This window comes from Mesorhizobium sp. 1B3 (assembly GCF_050958605.1).
Classification (GTDB): domain Bacteria; phylum Pseudomonadota; class Alphaproteobacteria; order Rhizobiales; family Rhizobiaceae.
This window is the reverse complement of sequence record NZ_JBJHDO010000028.1, coordinates 1-12,641: the sequence shown is the minus strand read 5'-3', so window position 1 is coordinate 12,641 and position 12,641 is coordinate 1. Positions and strand designations below refer to the sequence as shown.

The following is a 12,641-nucleotide window of genomic DNA, read 5'->3' as shown; positions in this document are numbered from 1 at the left end:
TTCGCCACTATCTGAAAACCCCGGCATGATATCCCCGGCCAACAGCTTCTCCTTGCTGAGTAGCCCGGCGTCCTCAAGCGCCTGAAAGTCCGGCAGGTCGCGCAGCGTGTCGAGGCTGAAGTGAGACAGGAATGTCTTTGTGGTGACATAGGTATAAGGCGCTCCCGGCTGCGGGCTGCGCGAGCCGGAGGCGATGAACTCCATCGACCGCAGCACGCCGATCAGATCGCGTGAAACCTCTGCCCCGAAGAAGCTGGACAGCTCGCCGCGGGTGATCGGCTGGAAATACGCGATGCACATCAGGACCAGCGCTTCTAGCTGCGACAGCGATCGCTCTGTCTCGATCTGGCCCGTCGCCGCGCGGATGACTTCGGCAAAGGCCGTTTTCGTCCGATGCTGCCAGCCGCCGGCGACCGACACCAGCTCGTAAGGCCGGCCGCGTAGTTCCTCGCGGATGTCGTCGACAATCAGGTCGATGTTGCAGCTTTTGCCGACGACGCGCGCCAGCGTCTCGCGCGGGACTGCTTCGCTCGCCGCGAAGATCACTGCCTCGACCCGGCCCATCCATTCGCGCCAGCGCAGGTCAGGCGGCAGGTGATCCAGCTCGCGATCGAACAAATGGTCATTTGAACGATGATCGTTTGATCGCCCCTTCCCTCTTCGCGCGTCTCTCGCCTCGGCCATTGGGGTCACAGTCCGTAGATGCGGAAGGTGGGGCGGCCGGTCAGTTCGCGCACGGCGCCGAACTCGACCAACCGGTCGAACAGGCGGCGCAGGCCACGATCGCTCATGCCGGCGATCTTTTCAGAAGCAACGATTGCGTCGCCGGACAACAGCCTTTCGACGACGGCATCCGATCCCTTGGCCCTGAGCTTTGGCGCGACGGCGAGCAGCCGATCCGCCCGGCGTTCCAGCTCGCTCGACAGATCGATGGCGCGCAGCGCGGCTCGCGCCTGCGCGGCAACCAGGCCTTTCGCGCCGTCAGTCTCCAGTTCGATGCGCGCAGGTGGAGGAGCCATTGCCGAACCGCGCGCACGACCTGGACGAGAACCCAAGGCCGCCTCGGTGCCCAGCAGCGGCACTGCATTGGCCCAACCCAGCCGCTGCGCTAGCAGGGCGTCGGCGAGCCAGGCTCCAAGGGCGCGCCCAAAGCCGCGGCGGTCTACGATCGCGATGGCGCCGGTCATCATTCCCGTCGTCCCGCCACTGGCGGCTAGCTGAGAAAGATCGTCCGTCAGGTCGCCCACGCTCTCGTCGTCATGCGCAAGACCGAGATCCTCCAGCACCGCGCCGACGCTCACCGCGGTCAGCAGCTTCTCCACAGGTGTGATGGCCAGCCTGCGCCAGGCCAAAAACATGCGTCCGGCAGGGCCGACATCGTCGCCCGGTCGCGTCAGCAGCACGGCATCGCGCAGGGCCGCTTCATCCTCGATGCGACCACCCTGCCTTGCTGTTACCGCGGCCGCCGAAAGCGCCAAACGCTGGCGCCAGGCTCCGGCCCATCGCTCCTGTCGGCGGACCACGGCGTCAAGTGCGCCGATGGCGGCGCCGGCAACGAGCGCCACGTCGTCAACGTCTTTGCCCGCCAGGCCTTGGCCATCGGGGACGGCACGGCGAAGCCAGCTTGGCACGGTCGCAATCGGCATGGCCGCAGCGGCGGCGCAGACCGAGGAATGGTAGCGCGGAGCGGATTTGGGACGAAGAATCATCGCGAGAAAGGATGAAACACGGCGGCGCTTTCTGCAAGTCAGAACGCAGAAAACCGCCGCACCCGTCGATAAGCCATAACGAACGATAACGTTGCCTTATCGTTCGTATTTGACGGGCAGCAAAAGATCGGGTAGAAATTGCATAAAAGGTAGAATTTCGGAGCGTCTCGTGTCCCTAAACATCAAAAACCCGGCCACCGTCGCTCTTGCCGACGAACTTGCGCGCCGCCAAGGGATCAGCAAGACCGCAGCCATTCACCAGGCTTTGACTGAGCAGCTGCATCGCATGGGCTTCGGGGGCAGCCCCCAGGAGCGCCTGCTCGGAGAATTGCGTGCGATCCGAGAGAGGGTGGCGCGATTGCCTGAACTGGATAATCGCACTGACGAAGAGATCATCGGCTACGACGAAAATGGCATTGCGAACTGATGGTTATCGACACCTCAGCCATCGTCGCGATCCTTCAGAATGAACCTAAGGCGGCAAAGCTCGAAGAAGCGCTTGTCTCCGATGCAATCCGTCTGGTCCCCGCGACCTGTGTGCTCGAGGCGCGCATGGTGCTGGTCAGCAGGCGCGGTGAGCATGCGTTGGCCGAAATCGACCTCTGGCTCCGCAAAATCGAGGCTGACATCATTCCTGTCGATTCCGACCTGGTGGATCTGGCGACAGACGCTTGGTTGACCTACGGCAAGGGCCGTCATCCGGCCGGCTTGAATTTTGCCGATTGTTTTTCCTACGCTTTGGCAAAACGTGCAGACGAACCGCTGCTGTTTATCGGCAAAGGCTTTGCCCAGACGGACGTCGAGGCGGCATAGGATGGCTGACGGCGCTCAGAAATCATCGGCAGTTCCTGGAAACGAGGATCTCCCCGACATCATTGATGTGGTGATGGCGATGGCAAGGCATACCGAGGAGCCTGAAAAGCCCCCCTCCCCTGCCCTGCCTGCCCCCATGCAGGATCAGGAACGGCTGCCCGGACACCTCGAGGCGCTAGCCGACAAGGCGCGCGTTTACGTCGAGGCGGCGAGTTCGGCCAACACCCGCCGCGCCTATGCGTCGGACTGGAAGCAATTTGCGAGTTGGTGTCGCCGGAACGGCATCGAGATGTTTCCGCCCGATCCCCAGGTCGTCGGGCTCTACATCACTGCCTGCGTCTCCGGCACGGCGACTGGCGACAAGAAGCCGAACTCCGTGTCGACGATCGAGCGACGCCTCTCCTCGCTGACTTGGAACTATGCGCAGCGCGGCCAGTCCCTCGACCGCAAGGATCGCCATATCGCGACTGTCATGGCCGGCGTCCGCAACACCCACGCCGCACCGCCCCGGCAAAAGGAGGCGGTGCTGCCCGAGGATCTCATCGCCATGCTGGAAACGCTCGACCGCGGCACCTTACGCGGCCTGCGCGGCCGCGCCATGCTGCTCATCGGCTTCGCCGGCGGTCTGCGTCGCTCCGAGGTCGTCGGCCTGGACTGCGGCCGTGACCAGACCGAGGACGGGCGCGGCTGGGTGGAGATCCTCGAGAAAGGCATGTTGGTGCGCTTGCGCGGCAAGACCGGCTGGCGCGAGGTCGAGGTCGGCCGCGGCTCATCCGACACTACCTGTCCGGTCGTGGCGTTGGAAACCTGGCTCAGGCTCGCGCGCATCGCGCATGGTCCCCTCTTCCGCCGTGTCACAGGTCAGGGCAAGGCGGTCGGCGCTGATCGGCTCAACGACCAGGAGGTCGCCCGCCTTGTCAAGCGAACCGCGCTGGCCGCGGGGATACGTGGCGATCTGCCGGAAGGCGATCGCGGAAAGCTGTTTGCAGGCCATTCGCTGCGCGCCGGCCTGGCGTCTTCGGCCGAGGTCGACGAACGCTACGTGCAGAAACAGCTAGGTCACGCCAGTGCCGAGATGACCCGCAAATATCAGCGGCGCCGTGATCGGTTTCGAGTCAATCTCACCAAGGCGTCCGGGCTGTAGGAGGCAGAAAACCCCCTGCCCTGTTGAAGCCGTATGATCGTTTCATACAGTCAACTTGGTCAGAATGGTCATGAAGGCCATAATGCTGTCTGAGCTCACCGGGGATGCCTTACTCACTGTCGCCGGCATCGAATCCCAAGCAGGCAGCGTCGGCGGCGAGAAGACCTCGTAGCTGAGGCCCACGGAACGGTGATCTCGACATAGTGCTGGTTTGGCGGCAGGCGGCCGGACCCGTGGACCAGCTTCTCGAGCAGCGCGGCCGAATAGTGTTCGCTGGCGTAGATGACACGGACTGCCGGCCGTGTTCCACCGTCCCGGCGCCAGAGTCGAGCCCGTGGCATCAAAGATCGGATAGGTCCCCGCCGGATCGCCGATCCGAAAGCAGGTGAGCGCGCGGTCCAGTCTCTGCGCCGTCACGCAACGCTGCCGTACTTCAAGCTTCCGGATCTCTATGACCAACTCCGCCCCGAATTCGCTCTGGATGACAACGTCGATCGGTCGCCGGTCCTCGAGCATCACATGCGGCCGGAACAGAAAATCGCGCGCCTCCGCTTCGCTCTGCCAGACATCCAGTGCCAGGCTCCAGACCCGACCGACGCGGGCAAGCCGCCAAGCGCGGTGAGGCAAGCATTCCAAGCCTCCATTTCTCGGCGCACGGCTTGCGTTCCGGCTTTCAACCGAGACTGCTCGCCGTGGCATTCCCCTTCCCGAGGGCATGCAGCAAACGCAGCACCGCTCGGTCCAGCAGGCCTCCCGCTGCTACAACGACGCCGGAATGTCGCTGGGACGCGCTGCCCGGATCCTTGTGTGACGTCGACGCTCCGGGGGGAGACGAGCTGAGGCGGTGTTTCAGGATTGTCATCCTGTTCTCGCCCTAGCGGATCCGCTCTCAGCCTTGAGCAACGCCATCAGCATCGGACCGACTGAGAATTGGCCGGCTCTGGCTTTTTCGGTTAAGGCGCGCAGGTAACCGCCGGCCGAACCGATATGGTGCGCGCGTTGCAGAAGGCAGGCAATCACGAGCGCGGCATTCTCCTGCCCGAGCTCGTCGAGCGCATCCGCGTAAGCCGAGGGGCTGATACCCAGGAACGCCCTCACCTGCGCGGCTGTTGCCATCAGATCGCGCCAGCTGGCTATGCCGTTGACGGCGTAGTCGACAATGTCGGGGCAGGCTTTCAACACGAGCCCGAGCGGATAGGTTTTGGGCGTCTCGGTGCTTCTCGGTTTTGGCGCTACGGCCGACCCGCTCATTTCTGGAGCAGGTTCAAGTTCAAAAGTAGATTCGGGGTTTGAATTAGATTGTTGCCGCTCAGTTTGGGACTCATTGGCGCTCGGATTCGAGAAAATCATGTGCGTTGCCAACAAGATATCCACCTCCTCGTGAAGCGCTGCAAGATCAGCGACAATCGCTTCGAGCGCCCCTAGAGTTGCCCGTCTCGGAATTGCCTCCACAATCGCCCGAAACCGTCGCCAAAGGCTGCCCCAGTCGCCAGGCAGTCCCTCCTCAAGGCCAACCTCGATGAGCTTCTGGATGTCTCTTCGATGCAGCGTGATGCGTTCGCGCATGAGCCTGATCGCCCTGTCCTCGGCCCGAACCCGTTCGGCCGCGGCCGCGAATTCATCGGCCCTCGCGAGCAGCGGCGCCAGTGAGAAGCCGAAAGCGTCTTCGACCTCCCCTCCCCTGCCCTTACGAGCGTAGCGCTTTCCGTTTGGACTGTCGCGCCGGGTGATCAAGCCGCATTCGACAAGAGCTGCCAGATGCCGGCGCAGCGTTGCGTCGGCCATGCCATGCGACCTCAGAGAAAGCTGCGCATTGGAAGGAAAAACGATGAGACCGTTTTCCTCGCTCAGATCACTGTCAGGATAAAACGACAACAGCGCGTTCAGCACCGCCAGCGCGCGATCGCCAATGCCGATAAGGCTCCTACCCTCACAGAGGCTCCGGTAGACCTGCCATTTGTCTACCGCCCTCCCTTCTGGAATTTCCTGTGACCGATACTGTGCCGTCAACATGGCAAGCGACATCGGCCGCCGCCCGAAGGGCGTCGTCGTTACTTGTGTCCCCATTTTCCTTTCACCTATTCCTAGGCAAAAGAAATCTGCTCGCCCAAACGGCGCCATGACTCTTGACAGCGATTCGCGGATTTGCGATTCTCAGCTTGTCACAGCATTGAGAAGGGCTTCCGCGCGGAGACGTTCGGGGGCCTTTTTCTTTTGCGGGCTGGATACTCCTTTACTTGGTTTCTTGCTTTCGGAACTCGTCGTAGAGATCCTGCAATCTCCCACGTATGAAGGTTGCGAATTCCGGTTCAATGCGTTTGTCGAAGGCGAAAGTCGTCTTCAGGTCAGTATCGGTTATTCGAACCAGGCGGGCGCCATTGCGCGCGGTCCAGACGGCCACTTCCGGTTTGTCCCTGCTGGCCTTGATCAGATCGTAGATCGCTTGAAAGCGCTCGTCGCTTTTGCGGGAAAGGAAGCCGTCCTCCTGGATCTCCTTCAGGGCCTTTGCCCGCTTGCCGCGCTCGTCAAGCATGTCCGCAAGCTCGGCCCACCGCTGTCGCCCGAACGAGCCAGCCGTTCCGATTGCCTCGATGAGCTCCGGTGGCAGGCGCGCGACCAAGGCGATCATCCTGGACAATGCAGCCTTGTCCACCCCCAGCGAAGCCATGATGACGTCCCGGGAGAAGCCCTTTGCTTCTAGTCTCGTCGCGAAGTAGCACCGCTCGATATAGGAGAGGTCGGTACGGCTGTTGTTTTCCTGGCCTTGGCTGACGACGAGTTGCTCGTCCGTCAAATCGCGAATGACGGCCTTGATCATGCCGCCGATTTGCCTCACTGCGGCCAGCCGCCGATGCCCATAAGCGACCTGGTAGCGACCAGGCTGTTCGGGATGAGGACGTACGAGGATCGGTACCTGCTGCCCGTGTTCTCGGACTTGCTCGACAAGCGCGGCCTGCTGCTGATCGTCAAAACCGAGCCGATCGACTACGATAGATTGATCAATGAGGCTGGGATCGAGTTCGACCACCGCCTGACCTTCGGCAAGCTTCCTTTCGATCTGTTCGGCACGAAGCGTGCGCGCATTGATATCGTCAAGCGACTGGGAAAGCGCTCCCACCGGGCCGGTTGGCTTGAGCGGCCTGTCCAGCCCCATCAAGGGTCTCATGAGCGGCTTTTTGGCCTGCTCCACGGCCGGATCGTCGTCGATCGGGTTGGCGACTTCGAAAAGATTCTTGCGAGCCATGGTTATTTTCGTCCCCAGGTCGTTCGGATCAGCTCCTCGATCTCCCCATTGACAAGCGTCAGACTCTCGAGGGCGCGATCGTAGGTACCTCGCGTGAACTGCCCTCGATCGACTTCGTAGAGTGTCTGCTTGGTCAGGCCCGCATCCGATATGGCCGTCGACTTGAGCATGGCGTTATCAAGAACGCGATTTCCGAAGATCGAGCGCATGAAACCGGCCATCTGGCTCTGCGGGCCATCATTCGGCTCGTACCGGGTGACGAGATACCGCATCCAGTCATACTCGGTGTCGCCTCCCGCATTCTCGACGACCGAAAGCAAATCGGACGTCATGTGCAGGAATTGGGACATCGACATCACGTCGAGCATCTGCGGATGCACGGTGATGAGCACGGCGGTCGCAGCGCACAGTGCCGACAGCGTCAAGAAACCCAACTGAGGCGGGCAATCGATCACGACCACGTCGTACGCGTTCTCGATTTCGGCAAGACACTCGCCCAGCCGGGCAAAGAACATCGTGTCCGATCGCCTGTCGGCAAGCACCTTCGGTGTCTCATGTTCGAATTCCATGAGTTCCAGGTTGCCGGGGATGAGGTGGAGATTGGGCGTATAGGTCGACCGCACGATTTCATAGATGCTGCGGCGTTCCTGGTCGTAGCGGATCGCCCCGTAGATCGTCTCATTGTGCTCCACATCCAGTTCAGGCTGATGCCCGAACATGGCCGACAGGCTGGCCTGCGGATCAAGATCGATTGCAAGTACGCGATAGCCACGCAACGAGAGGAATTGCGCAAGATGGGCTGCCGTTGTGGTCTTGGCGCTCCCTCCTTTGAAATTCATAATGGAAATAACCTGCAGCTTCTCCCCTGCCCTGCGATGTCGAACGTATCTTCTCGGGCCCTTGGAATTCGCCTCGTCGAGCACTTGACGGATTCGATCGATGTCATCGACCGAGTACATGCGACGCCCGTTTGGCTGGGGCTTGGGACCGTGGCCTTCGGAAACGATCTGGCGAAGATATCCTTCATGAATGCCGATAAAGTCCGCGGCTTCGCCGGGGGCGAACAGGCGCATGCCCTTCTGCGCCGTCGGCGGAAAAGTTCGGAGCTGGTGCGCACGAAGCTGCCTTGACAGCTCCTCGGCATCGGCTGCAATGAGTTCACGAAGGCTTGCGCCATCGTCACGAACCAGGCTCGCCCGCTCCAACATAGAGTCTCCTTCGATCTGCGCATTTTGAACTTCAAACACCAAAAATGCGCAGATGAAGATGGACTGATTCTGGTGTAGCGCCAAACGATTTTTGGTTAACAACAGGTTAACAGAGATTCGGTCCTAGGGATCTCCGGCGATCCTCCTCAAAACTAGTATTTCCAAGATCAAACCGCTCCGCCGACACTATTCAATCGGCCGAAGTTCAGCTCAACGGATCCCCTGTTTAATCGGGCACGCGAGCGCGGGTAACAACAGCTGAGACCGGCGCGATGGCAGGCCGCTGATGGCACTCGGCAACGGAATCTCCTGACGGTCAGGTAAGTCGTAAGGCTCAAGCAAGTCTGATTGGAAGCCTCCGCTGGCGATTTTGGCTGCTGGTTTGGGCAGCACAGCCATCAACACGGTTGCACATGTACAACCAGCCTCATAGCATTTTTAGGTTCGGCCGCATCGGATACTCTGAAACTTCCAAGCTTGCGACACCCTTTCCATGGCGACAGCCAGACCGATAACCCCGTTGCGAAATTTTGCTGCGGGGCCTGTGCCTAAGTGCCGGGCCGTATCTCATTGAGCAAAGGTCGCCTCAGAACGCACGAATGCTTGCGCGGATGATCGAGGGCGGGAAACAACGTCCTGCTTCTAACGCGCTGGCCGGGCGCTGACGCCACTGGGCGATGGGACCGCTTGCCGGTGATGGAAGGCCTTAACACTTGAGCAAGCCGAGCAAGAAGCCGCAGCTCGCGATTTGACTCCGTTGCCTTGGCATGCGGAGCCATCGTTCCGGTTGTACATGTACAACTAGCCTCATAGATCGAGTGTGCTCGCCCTTATCGCGATGGAACATACCGCGCTTGCGCCACCGCCTCATGCCAGCAATCGGACCGACACTATGAATTCTGCTGTCAGGCGCGCTGGTACGTCATGGTCGTTCGGTTGCTTTACAACGTAACCTCCGAGTTAGTGGGGATCGCAGCATCGTCGCTGGCGGATGTCAGCATGGCCTCCTGCCTGTCACCACATTTCGTGGTACGGACTGGTTCACGAAAGCGCATCCTGGACCGGACTAAGACCATGGACCGAAGTGGCGGCAATGGCGTTCTCTGCTATGGAATGCCTTTCACCGGCCGCCCCATTGCCCTAAATCCAGGTGCGCCTCCATCACTGGTCATTCGATGGTTCCCGTAGCCAACGCAACGTATTGAATTGGTTAGCTTGCCGTGCGGTCCGCGGCGAACATCGCAACCAGTTAGAGATGTCCGACCGGCTGCGTTAATGTGAAAATACCCGCCGGTACGCGGCTTGTAAGGGCCGGAAGAATTTGACCCACGCTCGAGCTCATTAAACTGTGGCGGGGAGGTCCTGAGATCGAGGTGCAATGATGTACATGTACAACCATTGACGCTGTCTGGCTGAGGCGCCCTCGTACCCATAACGGTGCAGCAGCAGCATTGGGAGGCCGACCCAGTATCGCAATTTCTCGCTCGGTCAGTCTGCTGTTTGCGCCGGGAGATTGCGACGTCAAACGGGCTCTCTCAATCCAGGCAATTAGCGGAACCGATGCAGGGTCACCGACAGGCTTGGCCCGTGGAGGCGAGGGGCTCCGCGCCAGATTGCCTGGTTGTACGTGTACAACTAAGCAATTAAGGCCTCTCGTAAAACTCAGCGCCGCGCAAATAGCCCCAGTGGCGCGAAGAGCTGAGAACTCCGCCATGGAACCAGTGGCCGAACGACGACATATGCGGCTACCTCAGTGCGGCGCTGATAACCGCCGCCCGGTCAACGGAAGAGAGGAGCAATGGCCAGTCCGGCGTAAGATGGCGGCACGAAAGCCACTTCAACGGACCGTTAAGGTTAACAATATTCTGGCAAACGTCATCGGTTGGAGAAAGTTGCGCTTGCACGATCATCGGGAGGGGAGGGAGGGAAAATATCGCTTGCTCCGAAGATCTGGCGGCCCGGTCAGATCTCACATTGCCGCGACCACCAGGCCGTGAACGCAAGGCAATTTTGCACCACGCGGAGGAGTTCCTAACTAGTGCGCGTCCATACAGGCGAGTTTTCGAAATTACTAGTAAGGCCAGTTTTTTCTGTGGGAAAGGCCCGGCAGCTTCAGGTGCCCTTTAGCTTAGATCAAGCTACTGATTGTAAAGGGAAACCTGCCACAGCCGGAGCCGACAATGCGCCAAGAACGCACCGTCCAAGCCAGCATATTCGCTAGTTTTGCCGAACACGAGAACGGTGCGAAATGAACGCGAGGTCGCAATGACTGGACCAACATGGCGGTGTGCTGAGCCAAGTTGCGGAGAATCTGCACCGCCACGGTTTCAAACAGACCGGCCGGCAAGGCCTGCCGGCCAAGGCGGCGCTGCGCTGCGCGCTGTTCAAGCAGTGCCGCCAGTTGAGCTATGAAGAGCTGGCGTTCCATCTTGAGGACTCCGCCTCGTTCCGGGCATTTGCCCGGTTACCATGGGGTGAAGCCCGAAGAAGTCGGTGCTGCACAAGGCCAATCAGCGCAACCCGGGCTGACAGCCGGGAGCAGATCAACAGACAGTTGCTGGCGAGCGGCCGGCAGGAGAGGGTGGAAAGCGGCAGCAGTTTGCTGTGGGATGCCGTGCGGGTGATGGTGCGGTTGTTGCAGCAGGCGGATGCCTTGGGCAGCGCCATCCAATGGCACGATCACCGCCGGGCGGCCAAGAAGCGGGCCTGGACGATCCGGTACAGCCGAGGCCGCCACAACGGATAAGGCATTATCAGTCGTTATTTGTCCTCGACAGGCGCGGCGGTTTGATCCAAAAGAAATTGCCAAAAGCGCCGCGATGATTCATCCTGCTGGCGATGATTCTGCGCCCGAACCCATCCCGACAGCGCGTTGTCGAGCCGGCCCGCCCCGAGCCGTCCACCCCCACGACGCCGGTGCCGTCTTGGCTGCGCCAGGCGGCGCAGCAGCCGCTAACACTTGAGGATGCCGCGATTGCCGCAGGGGCCGCGCTCGGCGCGCTCGATCACGTGATCCGCCGACAGGCGCGATGGGCCGGTGTCTGGCGGCAGCGGCTGGCGTTGGCCGCGGCCGCGGTGACGGCGCGGCAGGCGGGTCGCATCGAGGATGAAGCCACATTGCGCGACGCCGTGCTGCTCACCCGCCCTGGCGACGATGTCGGCCCTGCCGGTTCTTTTGTCCTTGCTTGGCGCCGGCTGGTTGGGCGGCCGGCGGAAACCCTGCTGACGGCGCCGAGCATTGCTGCCGTGCTGGATGAATTTGGCCTCCCTCATGATGATGGGGTGGCGAGCGAACTGGCGGACGATCTTCGGCAGCTTTCCGCCGGCGAAGGCTTGGTCGGAATGCTCGCCGGTGTATTTGCGGTCGCCGAGCGGCATAGCTTCGGGCGCGTCGTGGGACTCTGGCTTGCCGATGCGCTGCTGGCGCAGCGGCTGGGCTGGACGTATGCGGTGCCGCTGCTGGGCACTGCGGGGGCCTTGGGCGTGCGCCCCAATCGCGCTCGCCGCTCGGCAAATGACATTGCCGCGACGCGCGGCGAGGATGAGGCCGACCGGACGAAGAACCTCCTTGCCATGCAGGCCGGCGCCGCATTGCGCGCCATCGACCTGTCGGCCGAACTCAAGCGACGCGCCGATCGGCTGCTCGCCGTCGCCCCCAAGCTCAGAGCCAAGGGAGCGGACACGGTCGTCGGCCATTTGCTGGACGACGATGCGCTCATGGCGTCGCGCGGGGACAAAACGGCCGGCATGAGTGATCGCGGATTGCGCCGCCTGTTCGATCGGCTGGTCGAGCTTGGCGCCGTGCGCGAACTCTCGGGCCGCCCGACGTTCCGCATCTACGGGCTGTGACGACCATGGTTGAGGGAACGCGCACCGGGCGAGCGAAGGGTTGGCCAGGGGACCATCTGTTTGACCGGGAGCTCGATCATCTGCCGCCGGAGGCGCGCTGGCGCGAATGGATGCATCGCGTTGAGGCAACCATCTTCGCGGCGAGCGAGCCGGTCACGCGCGAGGTGCTGGCCCGCATCGTCGGCAAGACCTGCAGCATCGACCTTTTGATCGACGACATTCGCGAGGAGCTGCGCGGCCGGCCTTACGACCTCGTCGCGGTGGCCGGCGGCTGGAAGCATCTGACGCGCCCGGCCTATGCCGACGCCATCCGCACCGCTGTCGGCGAAACCGAGCGCGCGGCGGATCTCACCCAGGCGGACATGCTGGTGCTGATGTGCATCGCCTATTTCCAGCCGATCACCCGCGCCGAATTGTCGTCGTTTTTTGGGAAAGAGATTTCGCGCGACCTGATCGGCCATCTCCGCAGCGCGGGGCTGATCGCGTCCGGTCCGCGCAGCCCGACGCCGGGCGCACCCTATACCTATGTCACGACCAAAGCGTTCCTGCTTGAGTTCGGCCTCGACACGCTGCGCGAGCTGCCCAACTTCGAGGCGCTTGAAGATGCCGGCCTCCTTTCGAAGGAGAAGCTGTTGGCCGGGGATATCATGCCGGGGTTTTCAGATAGTGGCGAG

10 protein-coding genes and 4 pseudogenes are annotated in these 12,641 nt (G+C 61.6%); 7 read left to right on the top strand and 7 right to left on the bottom strand.

Going from position 1 to position 12,641, the window contains the following annotated elements; translation table 11 throughout:
- Window positions 1-684: SMC-Scp complex subunit ScpB (gene scpB / locus ACCO56_RS32910; protein ID WP_433645187.1), on the bottom strand; the 684-nt coding region annotated here is incomplete at its 3' end.
- A 5-nt stretch (window positions 685-689) separates the two neighbouring features.
- Complete coding sequence (locus tag ACCO56_RS32905; RefSeq protein ID WP_433645186.1) at window positions 690-1,646, bottom strand: DUF1403 family protein; 957 nt, start codon at window positions 1,644-1,646, stop codon at window positions 690-692.
- A 232-nt stretch (window positions 1,647-1,878) separates the two neighbouring features.
- Here ACCO56_RS32905 and ACCO56_RS32900 point away from each other — a divergent pair, with 232 nt between their 5' ends.
- The 3 genes from ACCO56_RS32900 to ACCO56_RS32890 are packed head-to-tail and all read left to right on the top strand — an operon-like array spanning window position 1,879 to window position 3,666.
- Window positions 1,879-2,136, top strand: a complete 258-nt coding sequence (locus ACCO56_RS32900) for a type II toxin-antitoxin system VapB family antitoxin (protein WP_433645185.1) — start codon at window positions 1,879-1,881, stop codon at window positions 2,134-2,136.
- Window positions 2,136-2,522 (top strand): type II toxin-antitoxin system VapC family toxin, encoded by a 387-nt coding sequence (locus ACCO56_RS32895; RefSeq protein ID WP_433645184.1) that lies wholly within the window; start codon window positions 2,136-2,138, stop codon window positions 2,520-2,522. Before ACCO56_RS32900 ends, ACCO56_RS32895 begins: the two co-directional genes overlap by 1 nt.
- A 1-nt stretch (window position 2,523) precedes the next feature.
- Complete coding sequence (locus ACCO56_RS32890) at window positions 2,524-3,666, top strand: site-specific integrase (protein WP_433645183.1); 1,143 nt, start codon at window positions 2,524-2,526, stop codon at window positions 3,664-3,666.
- A 108-nt stretch (window positions 3,667-3,774) separates the two neighbouring features.
- Here the strand turns inward: ACCO56_RS32890 and ACCO56_RS32885 are convergent.
- Window positions 3,775-4,083: pseudogene (locus ACCO56_RS32885) on the bottom strand (RES family NAD+ phosphorylase); the annotation flags it as partial.
- Window positions 4,080-4,293 (bottom strand): annotated as a pseudogene (locus ACCO56_RS32880) (antitoxin Xre/MbcA/ParS toxin-binding domain-containing protein). The pseudogenes ACCO56_RS32880 and ACCO56_RS32885, both read right to left, overlap by 4 nt.
- 14 nt (window positions 4,294-4,307) lie before the next feature.
- On the opposite strand from ACCO56_RS32880, the pseudogene ACCO56_RS32875 reads away from it, so the two are divergent.
- Window positions 4,308-4,477, top strand: a pseudogene (locus ACCO56_RS32875) (integrase); the annotation flags it as partial.
- Between the two features lie 47 nt (window positions 4,478-4,524).
- Here ACCO56_RS32875 and repC read toward each other — a convergent pair.
- The 3 genes from repC to repA all read right to left on the bottom strand — a co-directional run bounded on the left by repC (window position 4,525) and on the right by repA (window position 8,115).
- On the bottom strand, window positions 4,525-5,733 hold the full coding sequence (gene repC / locus ACCO56_RS32870) for a plasmid replication protein RepC (RefSeq protein WP_433645189.1): 1,209 nt from the start codon (window positions 5,731-5,733) through the stop codon (window positions 4,525-4,527).
- A 166-nt stretch (window positions 5,734-5,899) separates the two neighbouring features.
- Window positions 5,900-6,910, bottom strand: coding sequence for a plasmid partitioning protein RepB (gene repB, locus ACCO56_RS32865; RefSeq protein ID WP_433645182.1), 1,011 nt, complete (start codon window positions 6,908-6,910; stop codon window positions 5,900-5,902).
- A gap of 2 nt (window positions 6,911-6,912) precedes the next feature.
- The gene (gene repA / locus ACCO56_RS32860) at window positions 6,913-8,115 is read right to left on the bottom strand and encodes a plasmid partitioning protein RepA (RefSeq protein WP_433645188.1); all 1,203 of its coding nucleotides are present in this window, start codon (window positions 8,113-8,115) and stop codon (window positions 6,913-6,915) included.
- 2,183 nt (window positions 8,116-10,298) lie between these two features.
- Between repA and ACCO56_RS32855 the strand changes: the two are divergent.
- The 3 genes and pseudogenes from ACCO56_RS32855 to scpB (ACCO56_RS32845) form a co-directional block, all read left to right on the top strand.
- Window positions 10,299-10,896 (top strand): annotated as a pseudogene (locus tag ACCO56_RS32855) (transposase); the annotation flags it as partial.
- 60 nt (window positions 10,897-10,956) lie between these two features.
- Window positions 10,957-11,967, top strand: coding sequence for a DUF1403 family protein (locus ACCO56_RS32850; RefSeq protein WP_433645181.1), 1,011 nt, complete (start codon window positions 10,957-10,959; stop codon window positions 11,965-11,967).
- A 5-nt stretch (window positions 11,968-11,972) separates the two neighbouring features.
- A partial coding sequence (gene scpB, locus ACCO56_RS32845) for an SMC-Scp complex subunit ScpB (protein ID WP_433645180.1) occupies window positions 11,973-12,641 on the top strand: 669 nt, incomplete at its 3' end.